This window comes from Fictibacillus terranigra (assembly GCF_030412265.1).
Classification (GTDB): Bacteria; Bacillota; Bacilli; order Bacillales; family Fictibacillaceae; genus Fictibacillus_C; species Fictibacillus_C terrinigri.
In genome coordinates this window covers 233,599-253,909 of the sequence record NZ_JAUHLN010000003.1, presented here as the reverse complement: position 1 = coordinate 253,909, position 20,311 = coordinate 233,599, and the positions used below count along the sequence as shown (strand labels likewise).

The following is a 20,311-nucleotide window of genomic DNA, read 5'->3' as shown; positions in this document are numbered from 1 at the left end:
ACATGAAAAAGATATGTACTCTCACGTTTTTAGTTTGCCTGCTCTTCAGCCTGACGGGGTGTCTGTATCCCGACAGCCAAAAAAGTGAAAACCGGGTCCCTTATAAAGACCAGATTGCCATGGTGCAGTCTGCGGTGGACGATTACCATAAAGAGACGTCAGTGCTGCCGATCAAAAACAAAGACGCCTCAACAGACGTCTATGAAAAATACCCGATTGATTTTGGAAGGCTTGTCCCAAAGTACATGCAGCAGCCTCCAGGAAATTCGTTTGAAAAAGGCGGAACGTTCCAGTATGTACTCATTGATGCAGAAACAAAGCCAAAAGTAAGGCTGATAGATCTGGTGATCGTGAACAAAGCACAGGATCTGGAAGCCAGACTGAAGGAGTATGTCCGAACCCATAAATATCCGCCATATCAAAAGATATTGGCCAATGGCAGGTACACCCTTGATTACAAAAAGATGGGCTACAAAGAAGCGCCATACGCTGTCAGCCCTTACTCCGGAAAGAACCTGCCATTTATTGTTGATAATGATTCAAAAGTCCACGTGGACTATTCCATGGATCTTTATCCGCTCATCAAAAAGGGACTCCCTGTGAAAAAGGGGGAAGATGTTCGGACGCTTCTTACTAAAAATTCCTTCTTTGTTCCAGTACGGTCCGTTCCTTATACGGTTAAGAACGGAGAACCCGAGTTTCAGGTAACGGATCAATAACTTTCCACGGCACCCATAAATAATTGGCATGAACTCTCCTCCTTTTTAATACATTCATAGAAAAGGAGGAGGGTTTTTTATATAAAAACGGACATGGTGATAACCTGGACAGTTTGCACACGGAAGATCACAAGTGTTTGTGCTTCTCTCCCGGTCTATACAACGAACTGAGGTCCATCGCTGATTTTTGTATGAAAAAACTTTCATTCCTTATCATATTTTTGGGACAACATCATAAGTATGTATTGTCCAAGAATAGCATCCGGAACTTATTTGGATCGGGAGGGAAATGAATGGAAAAAATCGATATTTTCAAAGATATCGCTGAACGGACAGGAGGAGACATTTATCTCGGAGTAGTCGGTGCTGTTCGCACAGGGAAATCTACCTTTATCAAACGGTTTATGGAGCTGGTCGTGCTGCCTAACATTCAAAATGATGGTGAACGACAGCGGGCACAGGATGAGCTTCCTCAGAGTGCAGCAGGGAAGACCATCATGACGACAGAGCCTAAATTTGTTCCGAACAACGCTGTGAGCATCCATGTTGGGGAAGGTTTGGATGTCAATGTCCGGCTAGTGGACAGTGTAGGCTATGCCGTGCCGAGTGCAAAAGGCTATGAGGATGAGAACGGCCCGAGAATGATCCATACACCATGGTATGATGAACCGATTCCTTTTCATGAAGCGGCTGAGATCGGTACGAGAAAAGTCATTCAGGAGCATTCCACTCTCGGTGTCGTAGTCACTACTGACGGCTCGATCGGTGAGATTCCAAGATATGACTATATCGAATCGGAAGAAAGAGTGATCGATGAACTGAAAGAAGTCGGCAAACCTTTTATACTTGTAGTGAACTCTGTGCACCCTCATCATCCAGATACAGAGCAGCTTCGCAAGGAACTTTGCGAGAAGTATGATATTCCTGTTCTCGCCATGAGTGTTGAGAGTATGACAGAGCATGATATAAACAATGTTCTCAGGGAAGTGCTGTATGAGTTCCCGGTTCTTGAAGTCAACGTGAACCTGCCAAGCTGGGTCATGGTGCTTAGAGAGGAGCATTGGCTGCGGGAAAGCTACGAAGAAGCGGTAAGGGAAACGGTGAAGGACATTAAAAGGCTTAGAGATGTCGACCGGGTCGTAGGAAGCTTCAGCGACTTCGAATTTATCGATGATGCACGTCTCGCAGGCATCGAGATGGGGCAGGGGATTGCCGAAATTGACTTGTTTGCTCCGGATGACCTGTATGACCAGATATTAAAAGAAGTCGTCGGTGTGGAGATCAGGGGGAAAGACCACTTGCTGCAGCTGATGCAGGAGTTCGCCTATGCCAAGCAGGAGTACGATCAGGTCGCTGACGCCTTAAGGATGGTGAAACAAACAGGATATGGAATAGCGGCTCCGGCTCTGACCGATATGAGCCTCGATGAGCCGGAAATTATCCGTCAGGGCTCAAGGTTTGGTGTCAGGCTGAAAGCGGTAGCACCATCGATTCATATGATTAAAGTAGATGTCGAATCAGAGTTTGCGCCGATCATCGGTACAGAGAAACAGAGCGAAGAGCTCGTAAGGTATCTCATGCAGGATTTTGAGGAAGATCCGCTGTCGATCTGGAACTCAGATATCTTTGGGCGATCCCTCAATTCCATCGTAAGAGAAGGCATTCAAGGGAAGATTTCACTCATGCCGGAGAATGCAAGATACAAGCTGAAAGAAACACTGGAACGCATAATTAATGAAGGTTCTGGAGGTTTAATCGCTATTATTTTATAATGAAAGGCTCCTTTAAAGGAGTCTTTTTTGTTGAAAAAAGTCAAATTGGCTCTGTAAAAGTCGGATTTTCGCTATTTTCCTCATAAAAATATTGAATTCTTATGACTTATCGTTTAATATAAGGCTTGTCACGAAAGTATTTAGTAAATCCTGTATAAAACAGGGCTCAGCGCTTTATGATAGTAAGACAGCCGAGAAACATATATAGATGATAGTGTTCTTTGAGAGGAGGTGAATGGAATGAACAAGACTGATCTTGTAAATGCAGTATCTGAACAAACTCAACTTTCTAAAAAGGATGCCACTAAAGCTGTTGATGCAGTATTCGAGGCAATCGCTGAAACTCTTAAAGAAGGTAACAAGGTACAACTTATCGGTTTTGGTAACTTCGAAGTTCGTGAGCGTGCCGCTCGTAAGGGTCGCAACCCGCAAACTGGTCAAGAGATCGAAATCGCAGCAAGCAAAGTGCCTGCTTTCAAACCAGGAAAAGCCCTTAAGGATGCTCTAAAATAAGCTTATACATAGGGCAAGCAAGAACCGCATTATGCGGTTCTTTTATTTTGGAAGAAAAATGCGCCAGGAGCCTTCCTTTTTTGCCATTGCTTGTTACATATGCTAGAATCGGTTTTAGAAAACGTACAGCGAACGTGGGAATGAACCTACATAAAACGTTGCAGGAATGAAAATGGAGGCTACCGCAGTGAAGGAATTCGATCAGGAGAAAATACAGCAAGCAGTAACTATGATACTTGAGGCCATTGGAGAAGACCCATCCCGAGAAGGACTCGTTGATACACCCAAAAGAGTGGCTAAAATGTACCAGGAAGTATTTCAGGGTCTGAACCAGGATCCTAAAGAACATTTTGCTACGATTTTCGGGGAAGACCATGAGGAACTGGTTCTTGTAAAAGACATTCCGTTCTATTCCATGTGTGAACACCATCTTGTCCCATTCTTTGGGAAGGCGCATATCGGCTATATCCCAAGAGGAGGAAAAGTTACCGGGCTCAGCAAACTTGCAAGAGCAGTCGAGGCGGTGACCCGAAGACCGCAGCTGCAGGAAAGAATTACTTCTAATGTTGCTGATGCGCTGGTAGAAACGCTTGACCCGCATGGTGTCATTGTCGTTGTCGAGGCAGAGCATATGTGCATGACGATGCGCGGTGTGAAGAAGCCGGGCTCTAAAACCATTACATCTGCAGTAAGAGGAATATTTGTGAAGGATGCAGCCGCCAGGGCAGAAGTCTTAACGTTTATTCGCGGTTAATTTAAAGGAAATGGAGTGGACGGCATGAAGGCGAACGAGAAGATGAACGAGAATGAGTTTTTTGTGATCAAAGCGAAAGAAAACGGTGTTAACGTCATAGGATTGACCAGAGGGACGGAGACCAGATTTCACCACTCGGAGAAACTGGATAAGGGCGAGGTCATGCTGGCGCAGTTCACTGAGCATACATCAGCAGTCAAAGTACGGGGCAAGGCGGTCATATATACAAGGCATGGTGAAGTTGACACGGAAGTATAAAGCTTGGCTCGAGCCAAGTTTTCTTTATGGCGTAAAGGATTGTTGAGTGGCCTGTATGATATAATACATAATAGATAGAGTATGCTGTATTTGCAGGATGTGGGGGCAGGGACATGAAGATCATCCAAGAAATAAAAAAATTAAATGAATACGTTTTACGTACGATGGAACATTCCTTTTTAAATAAGTATGTCGATGTTCCCCGGATGAACAAGGATAAATGCCTCATTGCGTATTCGCTTTTGAGAGAAAGCGGGCTGGAAGGCGAAGAATTGCAGGAATATTACGCAGCTGTAATGCTCGTTCAAAGTGCGCTCGATACACATGAATACATACTTCAGATTGAAAAGGACAATGTGAAAGGACGGCAATTAACCGTTCTGGCGGGAGATTATTACAGCAGCCTGTACTATTTCATGCTGTCTCTCTGTGAAGATCTCCCGCTCATCCGGGCACTTTCACTCGGGATTCAGGATGTGAACGAGAGCAAGATGAGGCTTTACTACAGCAAACAATCAAAACCCGAAGAAATCACAAGCGGAATCAAAAGCTTGGAGGCTGGGATCCTGTCGAGGGTGGCACGACACTTTGGCAAGGAAGAGTTCATTCCTTTTATCTCTGAGTTTTTGTTTGTATCTGCCGCTTCTCAATGCCCTGATCCTCTTTTTTCAGATTATCATCATCAGATCAAAAATGATCTGCTGCTTTCCCGTCATAGGCTCAAGACACAAAAGCAGCCGGACATATTAAAGCCATTCATGGAAAAGAGAATGAGGGCACTGCTTGAAGCACCTCACTATTTATTGCCGGAGGAAGGATAAGCGATGGAACATTTAAAAGAACAGCGGGTCCATTCGGTCTTTGAAAAAATCTCAGGCCAATATGATTTTATGAACAACGTGATCAGCTTTAAACAGCATACCAGATGGCGAAATGATACGATGAAACGCATGGCCGTGAAAGAAGGAAGCCAGGCGCTTGATGTGTGCTGCGGCACAGGGGATTGGAGCATCGCTCTCGCGAAAGCGGTCGGGGCATCCGGGTCTGTAACCGGACTGGATTTCAGCCAGAACATGCTGGAAGTCGGCAAGAAAAAGGTTTCAGAACTCAGGTGCACGAATGTAAAGTTGATCCATGGAAATGCTATGGAGCTGCCTTTTCCCGATAATACGTTCGATTACGTGACCATCGGGTTCGGTCTTCGGAACGTTCCTGATTATCTCCAGGTAATCAGGGAGATGCACCGTGTCGTAAAGCCTGGCGGGAAAGTGGTCTGCCTGGAAACCTCTCAGACTACCACACCTGTCGTTAAGCATGTATTCCGTTTTTACTTCTCGGTCGTTATGCCGTTCCTGGGGAAACTTCTGGCAAAGAGCTATAGTGAATATTCCTGGCTTCAGGAATCAGCCGGAGAATTCCTGGACAGAAATGAGCTTAAGACTTTATTCGAAGAAGCCGGTCTATCCCATGTAACCGTTAAGCCTTATACGTTTGGAACGGCTGCCATGCATATGGGAATTAAACAAACATAGAAAGAGAGATCGCTTGTGTTTAAGAAATTAGCTATCATTCTTGAAATGATCAAGTTTGAACATACTCTATTTGCGCTCCCGTTTGCATTTTTGGGGGCCATACTTGGTAATGTGGTGGAGGAAGGATCTTTTCCATCGATCAGCGAATGGATCTGGATTACTCTTGCCATGGTCGGTGCGCGCAGCGCAGCGATGACGCTAAACCGTGTCATCGACGCAAGGATTGACCAAAAAAATCCAAGGACGGCAACAAGGGCCATCCCTTCAAAATTAATCAGCATGAAAGAAGCCGTATTATTTATTGCCGGTTCTTTTGTTTTGCTGTTTGTCAGTGCTTCACAGCTTAACCTTCTTTCCGTGTGGCTTTTGCCGCTGGCTGTTTTTTTTCTAGTATTCTATTCCTATACGAAGCGCTTTACCTACTTATGCCACGTGATTCTGGGAGCAACGATTGCTTTGGCCCCGCTGGGAGGCTGGGTCGGAGCAACTGGAACTCTCTCGGCAGAAGCCTTTCTGCTCTATGCCGGTGTGGTGTTCTGGACAGCTGGGTTTGATGTGATTTATGCCACTCAGGATGCGGATTATGACAGAAATCATGGGCTGTATTCCATTCCGTCTTATTTCGGAATTCCAAAAGCCCTTTTTATCGCCCGCTGTTTTCATGTGCTTAGCTTTACAGCCTTCTTAGTGCTCGGTGCCTTTTCCGCGTTCGGATGGGTCTATTTTGCCGGAGTGTTTTTATCAGGAGCGATTATGATCTATGAGCACTCCATGGTTTCTCCGGAAGATTTGTCTAAACTGAATGTTGCCTTTTTTACGATGAACGGAATTCTGAGCATTGTGATGTTTATTTTCTCATTGGGAGATTTGCTGCTATGAAAAATTTTGCTGTAGGAATAACAGGAGCGAGCGGAGCCATCTATGGTGTCCGCCTTGTTCAGGAACTGCTGAAAAGCGGACATAAAGTACACCTGATGGTCACCGAAGCCGGCTGGCAGGTTTTTCATGAAGAACTAGGTTGGGATACGGAAGACCGTGAAACTATTCTTCAGGAACATTTTCAGAAAGATAGCACGGGTGAGCTTCATTATCATACGCTTAGGAATTTCAAGGCTCCAATTGCTTCTGGTTCTTATCAGAACAGCGGAATGATTATTATACCTTGCTCGATGGGCACGTTGTCCGGCATTGCTCACGGTGCATCCGGCAACCTGCTTGAACGGGCAGCGGATGTGATGCTGAAGGAGGGGCGGAAACTTGTCCTTGTGCCGCGGGAAACACCGCTGAACAGCATACATCTGGAAAATATGCTCAAAGTAACCCAGGCAGGCGGCAAGATTCTTCCTGCGATGCCCGGTTTTTATCAGCTGCCGAAAACACTGGACGATCTGGTGGATTTTTTAGTCGGCAAAGCGCTGGACAGTTTGGGTGTCCAGCATGATCTGTTTAGGAGGTGGGGAGAGTAATGGCGCTCAATATCGGCGAGATTAAATATACAAACATCCTTCCTATGTTTTTTTATTTGAATAAAAATGAATTTGAGAGGACTGGCTCGAAGTTTATTCCTCAGATACCCGCTGAGCTGAACCGAAGAATGGCGAGGGGAGAAATCGATCTAGGAGGAATATCTTCCTTTTCATTCGGTGAAAACAGCAGCCAATACAGCCTTTTTCCCAATCTGTCCGTTTCCACCTTTGGAAAAGTGGGATCGATTCTCTTATTTTCAAAAACTGCTGTTGGAGAACTGGATGGCAAGAAAATCGCACTTACTTCAAGTTCTGCAACCTCGGTCGTTCTGCTGAAGATCATTCTTAAAGAATTTTACGGCCTAAATCCGGTTTACGAAACGATGGCACCGCACTATGGTCAGATGCTTCAAGACCATGACGCATGCCTGCTGATCGGTGAGGATGCGATTAAGGCTGATTGGCGGCAGGACAAAGAAATCCATGTATATGATCTAGGTGAACTATGGTTTAATCATACGGGACTTCCTATGACGTACGCAGTCATGGCGGTGCGGAACGATACAATTAAAAGAGAGCCGGCTCTGCTCGAGAAACTCTTATTTGAGATGTCCGAGAGCAAACAAAAAACGAAGTCAGACCATTATCAGGAAATGATCAGACATATTCTTCCGGCACATGGGGGAGAATACTCTTTTTGGGCAAACTATTTTCATGGCATCAATTATGATTTTGGGGAAGAACATCTGAAAGGGCTTAAGCACTACTTTCAGCTCGCCCATAAGCATTCGTTGATTGAGTCCGTTCCTGCATTTACTTTTTTTGACTACTCCTTACAGGGCATTTAGGTGAACGCTATGAAACTGACAGAACTCTATTCACATGTAAAAAAAGATCTGCAGCAGATTGAAACTGAACTTGAACAGTCAATATCCGCAGACCATCCCATCCTGCAAAAAGCCGGAAGCCAGCTGCTTAAAGCAGGAGGAAAGCGGATCAGGCCTGTTTTCGTGCTGCTGTCCGCACATTTTGGAGAATATGATGTCCGCAGCGTGAAAAAAGTCGCTGCTGCTCTGGAAACGATACATATGGCGTCTCTCGTTCATGACGATGTGATCGACGACGCCGAGCTCCGCAGGGGTGCAAAGACCGTAAAATCACAGTACGACAATAAAGTTGCGATGTACACAGGAGATTTTTTGTTTGCTAAAGCGATCGAGATGATGACCAATGTCCGCCAGATCGCAGCACATCAAGTCCTCTCTTATTCCATGAAAGAGATGTGCCTTGGTGAGATCCAGCAAATTAAAGAACAGTTCGATCTTGATCAGAGCATCAGGCAATATTTGCGGAGAATCAAGAGAAAAACAGCCCTCTTGATCGCAATCAGCTGCCAGCTTGGGGCGATTGCCTCCAATGCTTCTGTACAGCTGCAACGGCAGCTGTACCGTTTTGGCTATTCCGTTGGTATGGCGTATCAGATAACCGACGACATTCTGGACTTCACAGCAACTGAAAAAGAACTGGGTAAACCTGCAGGCGGCGATTTGAAACAAGGGAACATCACACTTCCGGTTTTCTATGCGATGGAGCAGATGCCTGAACTGAAACACAGAATCCAGAGATATTATCAAACGTGGGATCAGGATGAATTCTCCGGTATTATCGATCAGATCAAAACCAGTTCATCCATTCAAAGAGCTTCCAGGGCTGCGCAATCCTATTTGTCCGATGCGCTGGCCGCCGCCGAGCAGCTTCCAGCGGGACAAGCGAAAAACAGCATGATCAAGATTGCAAAATATATTGGCAAGCGCAAATTTTAGCTCATTGCTAAATCGTATTATTTTTGATACTATTTTCTAGGGGTCTCAGCTAGCATACAAGCCCTGAACCAATACATAGAAGATAGGGGAGAACTATTGTGGAAAAAACGTTTCTAATGGTAAAGCCAGATGGTGTACAGCGCAATTTGATCGGTGAGATTGTTTCAAGATTCGAGAAAAAAGGATTTCAGCTCGCTGGAGCTAAATTGATGACAATCTCACGCGAGCTTGCAGAAAACCACTATGGAGAACATAAAGAGCGTCCGTTCTTCGGAGAGCTGGTAAACTTCATCACTTCCGGACCTGTTTTCGCTATGGTGTGGCAAGGAGATAATGTAATCGCTACTGCTCGTAACATGATGGGTAAAACGAACCCTTCAGAAGCGGCAGCCGGAACGGTTCGCGGCGACTTTGCAGTAAACGTAAGCAACAACATCATTCATGGATCTGATTCTCCTGAAAGTGCTGTTCGTGAAATCGGTCTTTTCTTCAAGGAAGATGAACTCGTTAACTACGAAAAAGCAATTTCTTCTTGGATTTAATGTAAGCGTTATAAAACCAGCCGTTCTGGATTGTCCCAAAAAGTAAAATGCTTTTTGGGGTCAATTCAATCCGGCTGTTTTTTTTTACACTCTTTACATGAGCGTTAAGGATGTTTCCCTTTTGCCGATAAAAAAGGTAAACACTATAAAAAGGAGTAGGAAATGTGGATCTAGATTATTCGAATTTTATAAAAGACATTCATTCCATGACTTCCATTGACCTGTCGCTCTATAAAGAGGCCCAGATGAAGAGGCGGCTAGCTGCTTTTCGCGATAAGAAGAATTATGAAAGTTTTGCACTTTTTTCGAAAGCTTTGAGGAGAGACCGTCTTTTGATGGACGAATTTCTTGACCGGATGACGATCAACGTTTCGGAGTTCTACCGGAACCCTGAACGATGGCTTGTTGTGAAGGAGAAGATCATACCCGACCTATTAAGCCGTACGAACCGATTGAAAATATGGAGTGCTGCGTGTTCAACAGGTGAAGAGCCTTACACACTCTCTTCCATGCTGCAGGAGAGAAGCGGTGATTTTAGCTATTCCATTTTGGCGACGGATCTTGATGTGATTGCCTTGAGGAAGGCAAAAGAAGGCTTATTTGCTGCGTCATCATTAAAAAATGTTCCTGGTACAGTGAGGAACAGCTGTTTTCGTACGGAGGCAGGGGACGTGACCGTGACAGACAGGCTCAGGAAACCAATCGTGTTTAAACAGCATAACTTATTGGCAGATCCTTTTGAGAAGAACTTTGACCTTATCGTCTGCAGGAACGTTATGATTTATTTTACAGAAGAAGCGAAGGAGGCATTGTTTCAAAAGTTTTCAGAAGCGTTGAGTCCCGGAGGATATTTGTTCGTGGGAAGCACAGAACAGATTTTTCATCCGGGGCGCTTTGATCTGCAGGCCAAAGAGGCTTTCCTGTATCAGAAACCATTGACCTGATCGGTATAAAGTGATCAGGCTTTTGGGTTGACAAATTGAACACAATGCTTTATCTTGTGTTTTAACGATTTTAAATTTTGACCCGAGAATAGAGTTTAGAGATTAGTTTAGAGATGAGAATAGTTGAGAATGATGAGTGGAGCCGAGCAGAGGGTTATGAATACATAAACTACCCATGCCTCTTCGTGCATGGTTTTTTTGTACCTCCTTTAGCCTCATTCATTCTTCATTTTGATGGAGGTGAATACAAACCATGTTGTGTCTTTCCTTTTATTTATCCCCTACATGAATAGATCTTTGCCGACTTATTGCACTAAATATATTAAGGAGGAATTGCAATGGCCGTCAAAGAACTGCTTCAAAAAGGCATTCTGGGAGAAACCTTTACACGAGCAGAAGCCAGCCAAATGATGAACGAAATATTGGAAGGAAAAGTAACGGAAGTCCAGCTATCGAGTTTGCTTACGATTCTTCGCCTGCGCGGAGAAACGATCGAGGAAATCGTTGGATTCTCGACTTCAATACTGGATCATACCGTACCTCTCCATCTGGATTATCCGCAAATTCTGGATACGTGCGGAACAGGCGGAGATGGAGCGTCGACTTTTAATATATCCACCGCGTCCTCCCTCTTGCTGTCTTCCGCGGGAGTGAAAGTTGCCAAACACGGCAATTCAGCGGTTACTTCAAAGAGCGGCAGCGCAGATGTGCTCCAGCAGCTTGGGATCGCAACGAGCAGCAACGCGGCAGATATCGTAGAGAACCTGGAGAAATTTTCCCTTTGTTTTCTTTTTGCTCCAAACTATCATCCGGCCCTCCGGCATGCAAGCCACACAAGAAAAGGACTTTCCTTCCGTACTGTATTTAATATTCTTGGGCCTTTATGCAATCCGGCTCATCCGACCCATCAGCTGATTGGCGCCTATAACAATGAAACGGCAAAGAAGATGGCGCATGCCATCGCCGAGTTCAAACACCAGAGGACGCTCGTCGTCACAGGGGCAGATGGGCTTGATGAATGTTCTATCTTCGCACCGACCCACTTTTATGAAGTGGAAAACGGCAACGTGAGCGAATTTATCCTTACCCCTGAAGATGCCGGACTCCCATATGGACAGCCGAAGGAGGTAACGGTCGGGTCCAGCGAGGAAAGCGCTCAGCTCATTCGTGCGGTCCTGCGGGGCCAAGCGAATGCTTCTGCGGAAAATATCGTGATCTATAATACAGCTGCTTCATTTTATCTTACAGATCGAGTCTCAACCATCCGTGAAGGTGTTAAATTGGCCCGCGGCATCATAGAAAATGGCAGTGCCATCCGGCATTTAGAGATGATACAGAACCATACAGGAGGAGTTCCATATGCTGCAACAAATTCTTGAACAAAAAAAAGAAGAGATCACAAAGCTCGAAACCTGCTACAGTTTAAAACGTGACAGAAAGAAGACCTCTCTCTATAAAGCGATCAGAGCATCAGAAGCCTCCCCTGCACTCATCGCTGAAGTAAAAAAAGCATCGCCTTCGAAAGGGACGATTAAAGAACATTATGTACCTGCAGAAATAGCTGCTGAATATGAACAGGGGGGGGCAGCTGCGATCTCGGTGCTGACTGATCAGCGTTTTTTCCAGGGGCATATAGCCGATCTGGTAGCGGTGAAACAGATGGTCTCCCTTCCGGTATTAAGAAAAGACTTTATTATCGATAAAATTCAAGTGCTTGAGAGTGCTCATATCGGGGCCGACGCCATCTTGCTGATCGCTGCGGCGATGACACCGCAAAAACTGCACGAGCTCTATCGTTTTGCCCATGAACACGATCTTGAGTGCCTGGTGGAAGTCCACTCAGTCGAGGAACTGCAAGCCGTCCTCAATGAGTTTACTCCTGAACTGATCGGAATCAACAATAGAGACCTTCGTACGTTCAAAACGGACGTTAACCATACCGCGGCCATCGCAAGCCACATACCTGAGGGCATCTTAACCGTCAGCGAGAGCGGGATAAAAGATACAGAAGATCTCCATTTCTTGCGAAGCCACAGCATCGATGCGATCTTGGTCGGTGAAACACTGATGCGCGCATCATCGCCGGCTGAAGGGATCCGAATGTTGTATGGCAGCTAAAATTCCGTTTATTAAATATTGCGGCTGCCGAAGCAAGGAAGATCTCCTTCTTGTGAAAGAATCACTGGCTCATTTTGCAGGCTTTATTTTTGCTTCGAGCAAACGGAGGGTTGATCCGGAAGACGCGGGTCAATGGATTAGGGAGATCCAGCCTGTCAACCTGCAATTAACAGGTGTATTTGTTAACCCGACGATTGAAGAGGTGCAGGATGCTTTAGAAAAAGCACCGTTGAATATCATTCAATGCCATGGAGACGAAACACCAGGCTTTCTTCAAGAACTGAAACGAGTAACCGGAAAAACAATATGGAAAGCGATACGGCATGAGGCAAGCGGATGGAACTCCATGAAAGAGTTTGAAGGATTCGCGGATGCATACGTTATCGATGCCCGTGTAGAAGGAGTATATGGAGGGACGGGCACAGCCTTTGACTGGGAGGCGGTGCCCATGTATTTAGAAGAGGCCGCACGGCAAGGCGTTGCTTGTTTTATCGCGGGAGGTATTCAGGCGGAAAATATTATGAAGCTGCTGAACTATCGTCCGCACGGCATTGATATAAGCAGCGGAATTGAAGAAGACGGCAAAAAAAGCCGTATGAAAATTAAGGATTTAGAAGGGATGATGATGCAAGATGAAAGCAGTATATCCTGACAGCCGGGGCAGATATGGAGAATTTGGCGGAAAATTTGTACCGGAAACGATTATGTTTGCTTTGGAAGACCTTGAAAAAGGATTCAAGGAAGCGATTGAAAACCCAGGCTTCATGGAGGAACTTCAGCATGAACTGACCGACTATTCCGGTCGGCCCACCCCATTAACCTATGCTGGAAAGCTGAGCAGACGGGTGGGGGGAGCTTCCATCTACCTGAAACGGGAAGACTTGAACCATACTGGTGCACATAAGATCAATAACGCAATCGGGCAGGCGCTTCTAGCCAAAAGAATGGACAAGAAAAAAATCATCGCTGAAACAGGAGCGGGACAGCATGGGGTTGCAGCCGCTACAGCGGCCTCAAGGTATGGTTTGGAATGTAAAGTGTACATGGGCGAAGAGGACATCAGGCGGCAGGCGTTAAATGTATTCCGTATGAAACTGCTTGGAGCAGAAGTGATTCCTGTGAGCAGCGGCACGAAAACACTGAAAGACGCAACGAATGAAGCGATCCGCCAATGGGTAGCATCCGTTGATGATACCTTCTACATGATCGGTTCGGCTGTAGGTCCCCATCCTTATCCAAAGATCGTTAAAGAGTTTCAGAGTGTCATCGGTTACGAGGCAAAAGCCCAGTTTGCACAAATTAAGGATGGCCGCATGCCAGATAAAGTCGTCGCATGTGTCGGAGGCGGCAGCAATGCGATCGGTATGTTTTCCGCCTTCGTTGAAGAGGATGTTTCTCTAGTCGGGGTTGAAGCCGGAGGAAAAGGCCTCTTGACTGGATTGCATGCCGCGACCATGGCCAATGGGACCGCAGGTGTCATCCATGGTTCAATGACCTACCTGCTTCAGTCCCAGGACGGGCAGATTCAGGAGCCCTATTCGATCTCCGCAGGTTTGGATTATCCGGGTGTGGGGCCGGAGCATGCTTTCTTAAAATCTACAGAACGAGTGAGATATGAAAACATTACGGATCATGAAGCGCTCGAAGCACTGAATCTTCTTTGCCGTGAAGAAGGCATCTTATGCGCTCTCGAGAGCGCACATGCGGTGGCACAGGCCCTCAAGGAAGCCAGCAGCATGAAATCCGGTGAAAATATTATCGTCTGCCTCTCGGGCAGAGGAGATAAAGACGTTCATACACTTTTTGAAAAGCAGAAGGAGGATGCCGCTCATGGGGAATAGAATAAAAGAGTTTCAGCAAAAAAAATCACCGTTGTTTGTACCTTTTATTACAGCAGGTGACCCTTCACCTGATATTACCGTTGACCTGGCCATCGCTCTTCAAAAAGCAGGGGCGGATGCTCTTGAACTTGGGATTCCCTATTCCGATCCGCTCGCAGATGGACCTGTCATTCAGCGTGCTTCCAAACGGGCGCTTGAAAATGATATGACCCTGGAAAAAGCGATGGTGCTCGTCTCCGATATGCGAGGTGCAGGTTTAACGATTCCGGTCATTATCTTTACTTATTACAATCTTTTGTTACAATTGGGAGAACAGAAATTTTTTGAATTGGCAGCACAGCACGAAATAGATGGGCTCCTTGTTCCGGACATGCCTTTTGAAGAGAGCAAAGACCTTCAGGCGTCATGTTCAGATCATGATCTCAGTCTCATTTCTCTCGCTGCACCCACTACATCTGAAGGTAGGCTTAAAGAGATCGGAGAGTCCTCACAAGGATTTCTATATTGCATCTCTTCCCTTGGTGTTACCGGGGCAAGGACATCGTTTGCAAGCGGAATCGACCGCTTTTTGAATGATGCGAGAGCGGCAAGTTCAGTTCCGGTTCTCATCGGTTTCGGACTGTCAAGCAGAGAGCAGATGCAGCAATTCGAGGAGAAATGCGATGGTTTCATCGTAGGCAGCACCATCGTTTCAAAAATTGAGGAGCTGGGACCGGACCTTCTCAGGGAGGATAAGCAAAGGGAAGCACTTCAAACGTTTTCAGATTTCCTGGCTGCACTGGTCCCGCTGAAAGTTTACAGTTAACCGAAAGGAAGGGTCTTTGTGGAGGCAAAATCACAGTTATTAAATTTAAAACCTTATCAGCCGGGCAAACCAATTGAGGAAGTGAAAAGGGAATACGGGCTGTCCAAAATTGTTAAATTGGCATCCAATGAAAATCCTTATGGAAGCTCACCGTCTGTAAAAGATGCGATCACAGCAGAGGCCGCTAATCTTGGGCTTTATCCTGACGGATACAGTGCAGAACTCAGGGAGGAGCTTTCACGTTTTTTAGGAGTCAAAGAAGGCAGCTTAATTTTTGGCAACGGATCCGACGAAGTCGTGCAGATCTTGTCAAGAAGCTTCCTTCGTGAAGGCACGAACACGGTCATGGCAGCGAACACTTTTCCGCAATACAAGCATAACGCCGTCATTGAAGGTGCAGAAGTACGCGAGATTCCGCTGCTTAATGGAGAGCATGACCTGGATGGCATGCTGAAGGCTATTGACGGCCAAACAAGGATCGTTTGGCTTTGCAGCCCTAATAACCCGACAGGCCACTATATTGATCAACAATCGTTCAAGTCATTTATGGCGGATGTTCCGGATAACGTGCTCGTCGTGAGCGATGAAGCCTACTATGAATACGTAGTAGCCGATGATTTTCCGGAAACCATCCCTTTCCTGGATATGTATCCAAACCTCGTCATCCTAAGGACATTTTCTAAAGCCTATGGATTGGCTGCGCTGCGAATCGGTTACGGGATCGGTAATGAGAAGCTCATCACTGCCATTGAACCTGCCAGAGAACCGTTCAACACTTCTCGCATTGCACAGGCAGCGGCTCGGGCTGCGATTAAAGATCAGGAATTCATCAAGTCCTGCTCTGATAGAAACAGAGAAGGCCTGCAGCAATTCTATGATTTCTGCAAGGCAAGAGGATTGGACTATTATCCTTCCCAGGCCAATTTTATCCTCATTGATTTTAAACAGGATTCGAACCTTTTGTTCCAGCATCTCCTGGAAAGAGGCTATATCGTGCGTTCGGGTGCTGCCTTAGGTTTTCCGACAAGCTTGAGGATTACGATCGGTGACAAAGAGCAGAACAGTGAGATCATTGAACACCTGGAAAACTATTTACTGAAGTCTGGAAACGTGAAAGAAGAAACGGTATAAATCATCTGGAGAAGAGAGGCCGGCTTGGTCTCTCTCTCGATAAATTCAAAATTTTCGAAAAATACTGTTGATTTTTACGTCGGGACTGCTATAATATAACTAATATGGTTTCTCTCCACTCCTATCCATATTATTGTTTTCCCTGACAGCGCTTTCAAAGTCAGGGTTTTTTTTGTTTTGAAATACTCATATCTTTATCTGCTTGCTCATAGCCTGTCTATATAAGGGCGGCAGTTGAAGACGTACATTTTGATGCGGACGCCCTCTCTCATGTATAATGGTTACCAAACAGACTGCCGTGAGAGAAGGAGTTTTTATTCGTGGAAAAGTTACAGGAAGCCATCACCCTTGTTGAAATGGGACATGTCCAGGAGGGCATGAAGCTCATTGAGTTACTTAGAAAAGAAGCTGACCATCAAACGCTCTACACAATCGCAAGGGTCTATGAAAACTGGGGACATTTAGAGGAAGCGATGGGAATCGTCAAACAGCTAAGAGCTTTTTATCCTGAGGATGGGGACCTCGGCATCTTTGCCGCCGAGCTGCTCATCGAGATGGAAAAGGAAGACGAAGCTCTTGAAATACTGGGACAGATCAGTGCAAATGACGATTCCTACGTCCAATCTCTCCTTCTGCAGGCAGACCTTTATTTTATGCAGGGGCTTCATGAAGTAGCAGAACAAAAGCTGCTGAAGGCCAAGAAGACGAGACCGGACGAGCCTGTCCTTGCCTATGCTCTTGGTGAACTGTATTTAGAGAGGGGCGATTTTATCAAGAGTGCCGCCTTCTTCAAGGAAGCTGAACCGATTGCTTCGACGCTTCCGGAAGGAGACCTTTACCTGAGGCTTGCTGAGGCACTGAGCAGGGGCGGAAAGTTTGAAGAAGCTCTCGAGTATTATAAAAAAGGGCTGGAGTTGAAAAAGGAACTGCACAGTCTGTTCGGATACGGATTGACGGCGCATAAAACAGGGGAGTATAAAACATCCATTTCTGCTCTGGAAGAATTAAAAGAACTGGATCCTGAATATACAACTCTCTATCCATTGCTTGCCGCCTCCTATGAGGAAGAAGGAGCTCTCGATGAAGCGGTCGAGGTGATCAGGCAAGGAATCAGCAAAGACGAATTCAATGAAGACCTTAAAGTGCGTGCGGCGCGCCTCATGTACCGTACCGGAAACAGAGAAGAAGGCGAAAAGTATGCGAGGGAAGTGATTGCGCTTAACCCATCAAATGCAGAGGCTGTCCTTCATTTGTCATCCATGCTGAAAAAAGAAGAACGTTTTGACGATATGATCGAACTGCTCACACATGTGGCAGAACAAGGTGATGAGACACCCGAGATAATATGGGATCTGGCCTTTGCATACAAGGAATCAGAAGAATATAAACTTGCCAGAGAACAATATGAAGGGGCCTATCCTTATTTTAAAAATCATGAAGTTTTCCTGGAAGAGTACGGAATGTTTCTGATTGAAGAAGGAGAACCTGTCAAGGCAGCGGGCATCTTGAAACATGCCTTATCACTGAACCCGAACCTTCACCATGTGGAGGAGACGATCAGCAGGCTGGAAGAGTTCTAAACCACCCGCTTTTTTCTGTAAATATTCTTTCCGGTTAGAAGGATTTAACAAGCAGGGCAAGAATATACTAAAGTAATATACTTTGGTTAGGAATGATGGGGGGATCACAATGAGCAGCACCGTTTCTGTCCTTGAAAAAAAGGATTTTATCAAATGGTTTTTAAATCATTATCAACTAAAAAAACGTGAGTGCGTCTGGTTGTTAAATTACCTTGTCAGTGACGACCAGCTCATGGAAAAGGTTCACTTTGTCGAAAAAGCAGAGTATTGCCCTAAAGCCATTATTATGTCCGCTCAATGCACGGATGGTGTCCCGTTCCGTTTTTATAAACAGAATGTTTTAACGACGGATGCGGAAAAATCATTCCACGATATCCGTCTTAATCACGAAGAAGATATCTTTATCGAATTGAACTTTAATTCTTCAAGGTTGACACCCGAGTACGCTTCTGTGCTGGAAGAAAACCCGCATTTGCCTGACAATATGGTGACAGACCGCAAATACGGCCTGTGGGCAGAACTGATTCTGGACCAATCGGTGTCTCAGTTTAAAAAACAAAAAATTCTCGTAAAAATTGACCGTGCGCTGGATCAAAAAGATGAAGAAACGTTCCAGCAGCTGACTGACGAACTTAGAAAGTTGTAGCCCTCTTTTTAAAAAAGAGGGTTTTATTTTTTGTTTTTTGATACGATGGAGTAAACAGCAAACTATTATTGCATAAAGGAGCTTCACAGATGAAATGGAGATCAGGTGATATTACAGTTTATCAGCAGTCAAAAGAGTTCGTCGATACGGTTGTCATCCCTCTGCAGCCCCTCTCCTTCGGGATTTCCATGAAAACAAGCGCCGGAATGGCCGATTATTCCCTTCTGATCGCTGAAGAAACAGAACGGCAGCTTCACGGCCGTTTATTTCTGATGCCCGCTTTTACCTATTTAAAACATGATAGTGAAGAAGCTCTCATATCCAGGCTCCTGTCATGGGTAAAGGAACTCAAAGAGGAAGGGTTCCGGCATATTTTTTTCCTTACGAGTGATGCCGAATGGAAAAAAAGTGAACAGAAGCTGGGAGAAAATCTCCTTTGGATGCCTGTCATCCCGATGGAAACAATGGATCCTTCATACAAAGAAGAGATCATCAAAGAACAGGTCAAGCAGCTGTTTCAGATCATTCTCCATAAGTGGCAGGAAAGCTGAAAAACCAAGTACTGGAGATACATGTTCATATTGACAGTAAAAGACAACTTACGCTATCATGTTAATGTCCTAGTAATATGTGTGTAAAACAATTGTCCGGATGGACTTTATTTACAGCAAGGGGGGGAAACGAAATGTCTAAGGAAGATATCTCCAGGCGCCAGTTTTTGAACTACACATTGACAGGTGTCGGAGGATTCATGGCTGCAGGGATGCTCATGCCTATGGTGCGTTTTGCCATCGACCCCATCCTTGAAAAGGGTGCGGACCAGGATATGGTAGCGGTTACTGAAGTCAGCAAGATCGGCAAGGAACCAAAGCGATTCAACTTTAAGATCAAGCAAAAAGACGGATGGTACGAATCGGAGGTCACCCAATCTGCATGGGTGTACAAAAACGGAAAGGGTGAATTAATAGCGCTTTCACCGGTTTGTAAGCATTTGGGTTGTACGATTGACTGGAACACAGATCCAAGCCACCCAAACCAATTTTATTGTCCTTGCCACGGAGGCCGTTATGAAAAAGACGGTACGAATATTAAAGGCACACCGCCTCTTGCGCCTCTTGATGAGTATGACAGCAAGGTGAAGGACGGCAAGTTGTATCTAGGAAAGGCAAAACCACGAAAGGGGGCGTAATAAATGCTGCAAAAAATTTACGATTGGGTAGACGAACGCTTGGATATTACGCCGCTGTGGCGCGATGTGGCTGACCATGAAGTGCCAGAGCACGTTAACCCGGCCCATCACTTTTCCGCGTTCGTTTATTGTTTCGGAGGATTGACGTTCTTTATTACGGTCATCCAAATCTTGTCTGGAATGTTCTTGACCATGTATTATGTTCCGGATATCGTCAATGCCTGGGAATCCGTTTATTACCTTCAGAACCAGGTGGCATTCGGAGTGATCGTAAGGGGGATGCACCACTGGGGAGCCAGCTTGGTAATCGTTATGATGTTTTTACATACCTTGCGCGTATTTTTCCAGGGCGCATACAAAAAACCACGTGAATTAAACTGGGTAGTTGGAGTACTTATTTTTGGTGTTATGCTTGGACTTGGTTTCACAGGCTATTTGCTGCCTTGGGATATGAAAGCGCTGTTCGCTACAAAAGTAGGGATTCAGATCGCAGAAACCATTCCTGTGATCGGACCGATCGCAAAAACGTTCCTTGCAGGCGGAGAGATTATCGGAGCACAGACATTAACGCGTTTCTTTGCGATTCATGTTTTCTTCCTGCCAGCTGCACTGCTGGCGCTAATGGGTGCCCACTTTATCATGATCCGCAAACAAGGTATCTCAGGTCCGTTGTAAAAT

General features: G+C 45.5%; 24 protein-coding genes. All 24 read left to right on the top strand.

The genetic code is table 11. The features are described 5' to 3' along the window. The first annotated feature begins 2 nt into the window (after nt 1-2). A complete protein-coding gene (locus QYF49_RS16465) occupies nt 3-719 on the top strand; it encodes a hypothetical protein (protein WP_290400693.1) in 717 nt (238 codons plus the stop codon). Nucleotides 720-1,012: 293 nt separating this feature from the next. Continuing rightward, nucleotides 1,013-2,491: a stage IV sporulation protein A gene (gene spoIVA, locus QYF49_RS16460; protein ID WP_290400692.1), complete on the top strand. Its 1,479-nt coding sequence runs from the start codon at nt 1,013-1,015 to the stop codon at nt 2,489-2,491. A 240-nt stretch (nt 2,492-2,731) separates the two neighbouring features. Continuing rightward, nucleotides 2,732-3,004 (top strand): HU family DNA-binding protein, encoded by a 273-nt coding sequence (locus tag QYF49_RS16455; RefSeq protein WP_290400691.1) that lies wholly within the window; start codon nt 2,732-2,734, stop codon nt 3,002-3,004. Between the two features lie 187 nt (nt 3,005-3,191). Continuing rightward, nucleotides 3,192-3,758 (top strand): GTP cyclohydrolase I FolE, encoded by a 567-nt coding sequence (folE, locus tag QYF49_RS16450; protein ID WP_290400690.1) that lies wholly within the window; start codon nt 3,192-3,194, stop codon nt 3,756-3,758. A gap of 24 nt (nt 3,759-3,782) precedes the next feature. Next, the gene (mtrB, locus tag QYF49_RS16445) at nt 3,783-4,016 is read left to right on the top strand and encodes a trp RNA-binding attenuation protein MtrB (protein ID WP_290400689.1); all 234 of its coding nucleotides are present in this window, start codon (nt 3,783-3,785) and stop codon (nt 4,014-4,016) included. 113 nt (nt 4,017-4,129) lie between these two features. After that, nucleotides 4,130-4,837: a heptaprenyl diphosphate synthase component 1 gene (locus QYF49_RS16440; protein WP_290400688.1), complete on the top strand. Its 708-nt coding sequence runs from the start codon at nt 4,130-4,132 to the stop codon at nt 4,835-4,837. A gap of 3 nt (nt 4,838-4,840) precedes the next feature. Then, nucleotides 4,841-5,548: a demethylmenaquinone methyltransferase gene (locus tag QYF49_RS16435; RefSeq protein ID WP_290400687.1), complete on the top strand. Its 708-nt coding sequence runs from the start codon at nt 4,841-4,843 to the stop codon at nt 5,546-5,548. 15 nt (nt 5,549-5,563) lie between these two features. Beyond that, nucleotides 5,564-6,427: a UbiA-like polyprenyltransferase gene (locus QYF49_RS16430; protein WP_290400686.1), complete on the top strand. Its 864-nt coding sequence runs from the start codon at nt 5,564-5,566 to the stop codon at nt 6,425-6,427. Next, the gene (locus QYF49_RS16425; protein ID WP_290400685.1) at nt 6,424-7,014 is read left to right on the top strand and encodes a UbiX family flavin prenyltransferase; all 591 of its coding nucleotides are present in this window, start codon (nt 6,424-6,426) and stop codon (nt 7,012-7,014) included. The genes QYF49_RS16430 and QYF49_RS16425 overlap by 4 nt, the downstream gene beginning before the upstream one ends. Further along, nucleotides 7,014-7,862 carry a menaquinone biosynthetic enzyme MqnA/MqnD family protein gene (locus tag QYF49_RS16420; RefSeq protein ID WP_290400684.1) on the top strand — a complete coding sequence of 283 codons (849 nt, stop codon included), beginning with the start codon at nt 7,014-7,016 and terminating at the stop codon, nt 7,860-7,862. The genes QYF49_RS16425 and QYF49_RS16420 overlap by 1 nt, the downstream gene beginning before the upstream one ends. Nucleotides 7,863-7,871: 9 nt before the next feature. Next, nucleotides 7,872-8,837, top strand: a complete 966-nt coding sequence (gene hepT / locus QYF49_RS16415) for a heptaprenyl diphosphate synthase component II (protein ID WP_290400683.1) — start codon at nt 7,872-7,874, stop codon at nt 8,835-8,837. Nucleotides 8,838-8,935: 98 nt separating this feature from the next. Further along, nucleotides 8,936-9,379, top strand: a complete 444-nt coding sequence (gene ndk / locus QYF49_RS16410; protein ID WP_290400682.1) for a nucleoside-diphosphate kinase — start codon at nt 8,936-8,938, stop codon at nt 9,377-9,379. A gap of 164 nt (nt 9,380-9,543) precedes the next feature. Then, nucleotides 9,544-10,323, top strand: coding sequence for a CheR family methyltransferase (locus QYF49_RS16405; RefSeq protein ID WP_290400681.1), 780 nt, complete (start codon nt 9,544-9,546; stop codon nt 10,321-10,323). Nucleotides 10,324-10,661: 338 nt separating this feature from the next. After that, on the top strand, nt 10,662-11,702 hold the full coding sequence (gene trpD, locus QYF49_RS16400) for an anthranilate phosphoribosyltransferase (RefSeq protein ID WP_290400680.1): 1,041 nt from the start codon (nt 10,662-10,664) through the stop codon (nt 11,700-11,702). Next, entirely contained in the window at nt 11,683-12,441 is a 759-nt protein-coding gene (gene trpC, locus QYF49_RS16395) for an indole-3-glycerol phosphate synthase TrpC (protein WP_290400679.1), read from the top strand. Before trpD ends, trpC begins: the two co-directional genes overlap by 20 nt. Beyond that, nucleotides 12,431-13,093, top strand: coding sequence for a phosphoribosylanthranilate isomerase (locus QYF49_RS16390; RefSeq protein WP_290400678.1), 663 nt, complete (start codon nt 12,431-12,433; stop codon nt 13,091-13,093). Before trpC ends, QYF49_RS16390 begins: the two co-directional genes overlap by 11 nt. Then, complete coding sequence (gene trpB / locus QYF49_RS16385; protein WP_290400677.1) at nt 13,074-14,282, top strand: tryptophan synthase subunit beta; 1,209 nt, start codon at nt 13,074-13,076, stop codon at nt 14,280-14,282. The genes QYF49_RS16390 and trpB overlap by 20 nt, the downstream gene beginning before the upstream one ends. After that, nucleotides 14,272-15,087, top strand: coding sequence for a tryptophan synthase subunit alpha (trpA, locus tag QYF49_RS16380; protein ID WP_290400676.1), 816 nt, complete (start codon nt 14,272-14,274; stop codon nt 15,085-15,087). Before trpB ends, trpA begins: the two co-directional genes overlap by 11 nt. 18 nt (nt 15,088-15,105) lie before the next feature. Further along, complete coding sequence (gene hisC, locus QYF49_RS16375; protein WP_290400675.1) at nt 15,106-16,218, top strand: histidinol-phosphate transaminase; 1,113 nt, start codon at nt 15,106-15,108, stop codon at nt 16,216-16,218. 320 nt (nt 16,219-16,538) lie between these two features. Beyond that, nucleotides 16,539-17,798, top strand: a complete 1,260-nt coding sequence (locus tag QYF49_RS16370) for a tetratricopeptide repeat protein (RefSeq protein WP_290400674.1) — start codon at nt 16,539-16,541, stop codon at nt 17,796-17,798. 109 nt (nt 17,799-17,907) lie between these two features. Further along, on the top strand, nt 17,908-18,444 hold the full coding sequence (locus QYF49_RS16365) for a ReoY family proteolytic degradation factor (RefSeq protein ID WP_290400673.1): 537 nt from the start codon (nt 17,908-17,910) through the stop codon (nt 18,442-18,444). An 89-nt stretch (nt 18,445-18,533) separates the two neighbouring features. After that, entirely contained in the window at nt 18,534-18,995 is a 462-nt protein-coding gene (locus QYF49_RS16360; protein WP_290400672.1) for a YpiF family protein, read from the top strand. 134 nt (nt 18,996-19,129) lie between these two features. Continuing rightward, nucleotides 19,130-19,633, top strand: coding sequence for a Rieske (2Fe-2S) protein (locus QYF49_RS16355; RefSeq protein ID WP_290400671.1), 504 nt, complete (start codon nt 19,130-19,132; stop codon nt 19,631-19,633). A gap of 3 nt (nt 19,634-19,636) precedes the next feature. Then, nucleotides 19,637-20,308 (top strand): menaquinol-cytochrome c reductase cytochrome b subunit, encoded by a 672-nt coding sequence (gene qcrB / locus QYF49_RS16350; protein WP_053358068.1) that lies wholly within the window; start codon nt 19,637-19,639, stop codon nt 20,306-20,308. Nucleotides 20,309-20,311 lie beyond the last annotated feature (3 nt).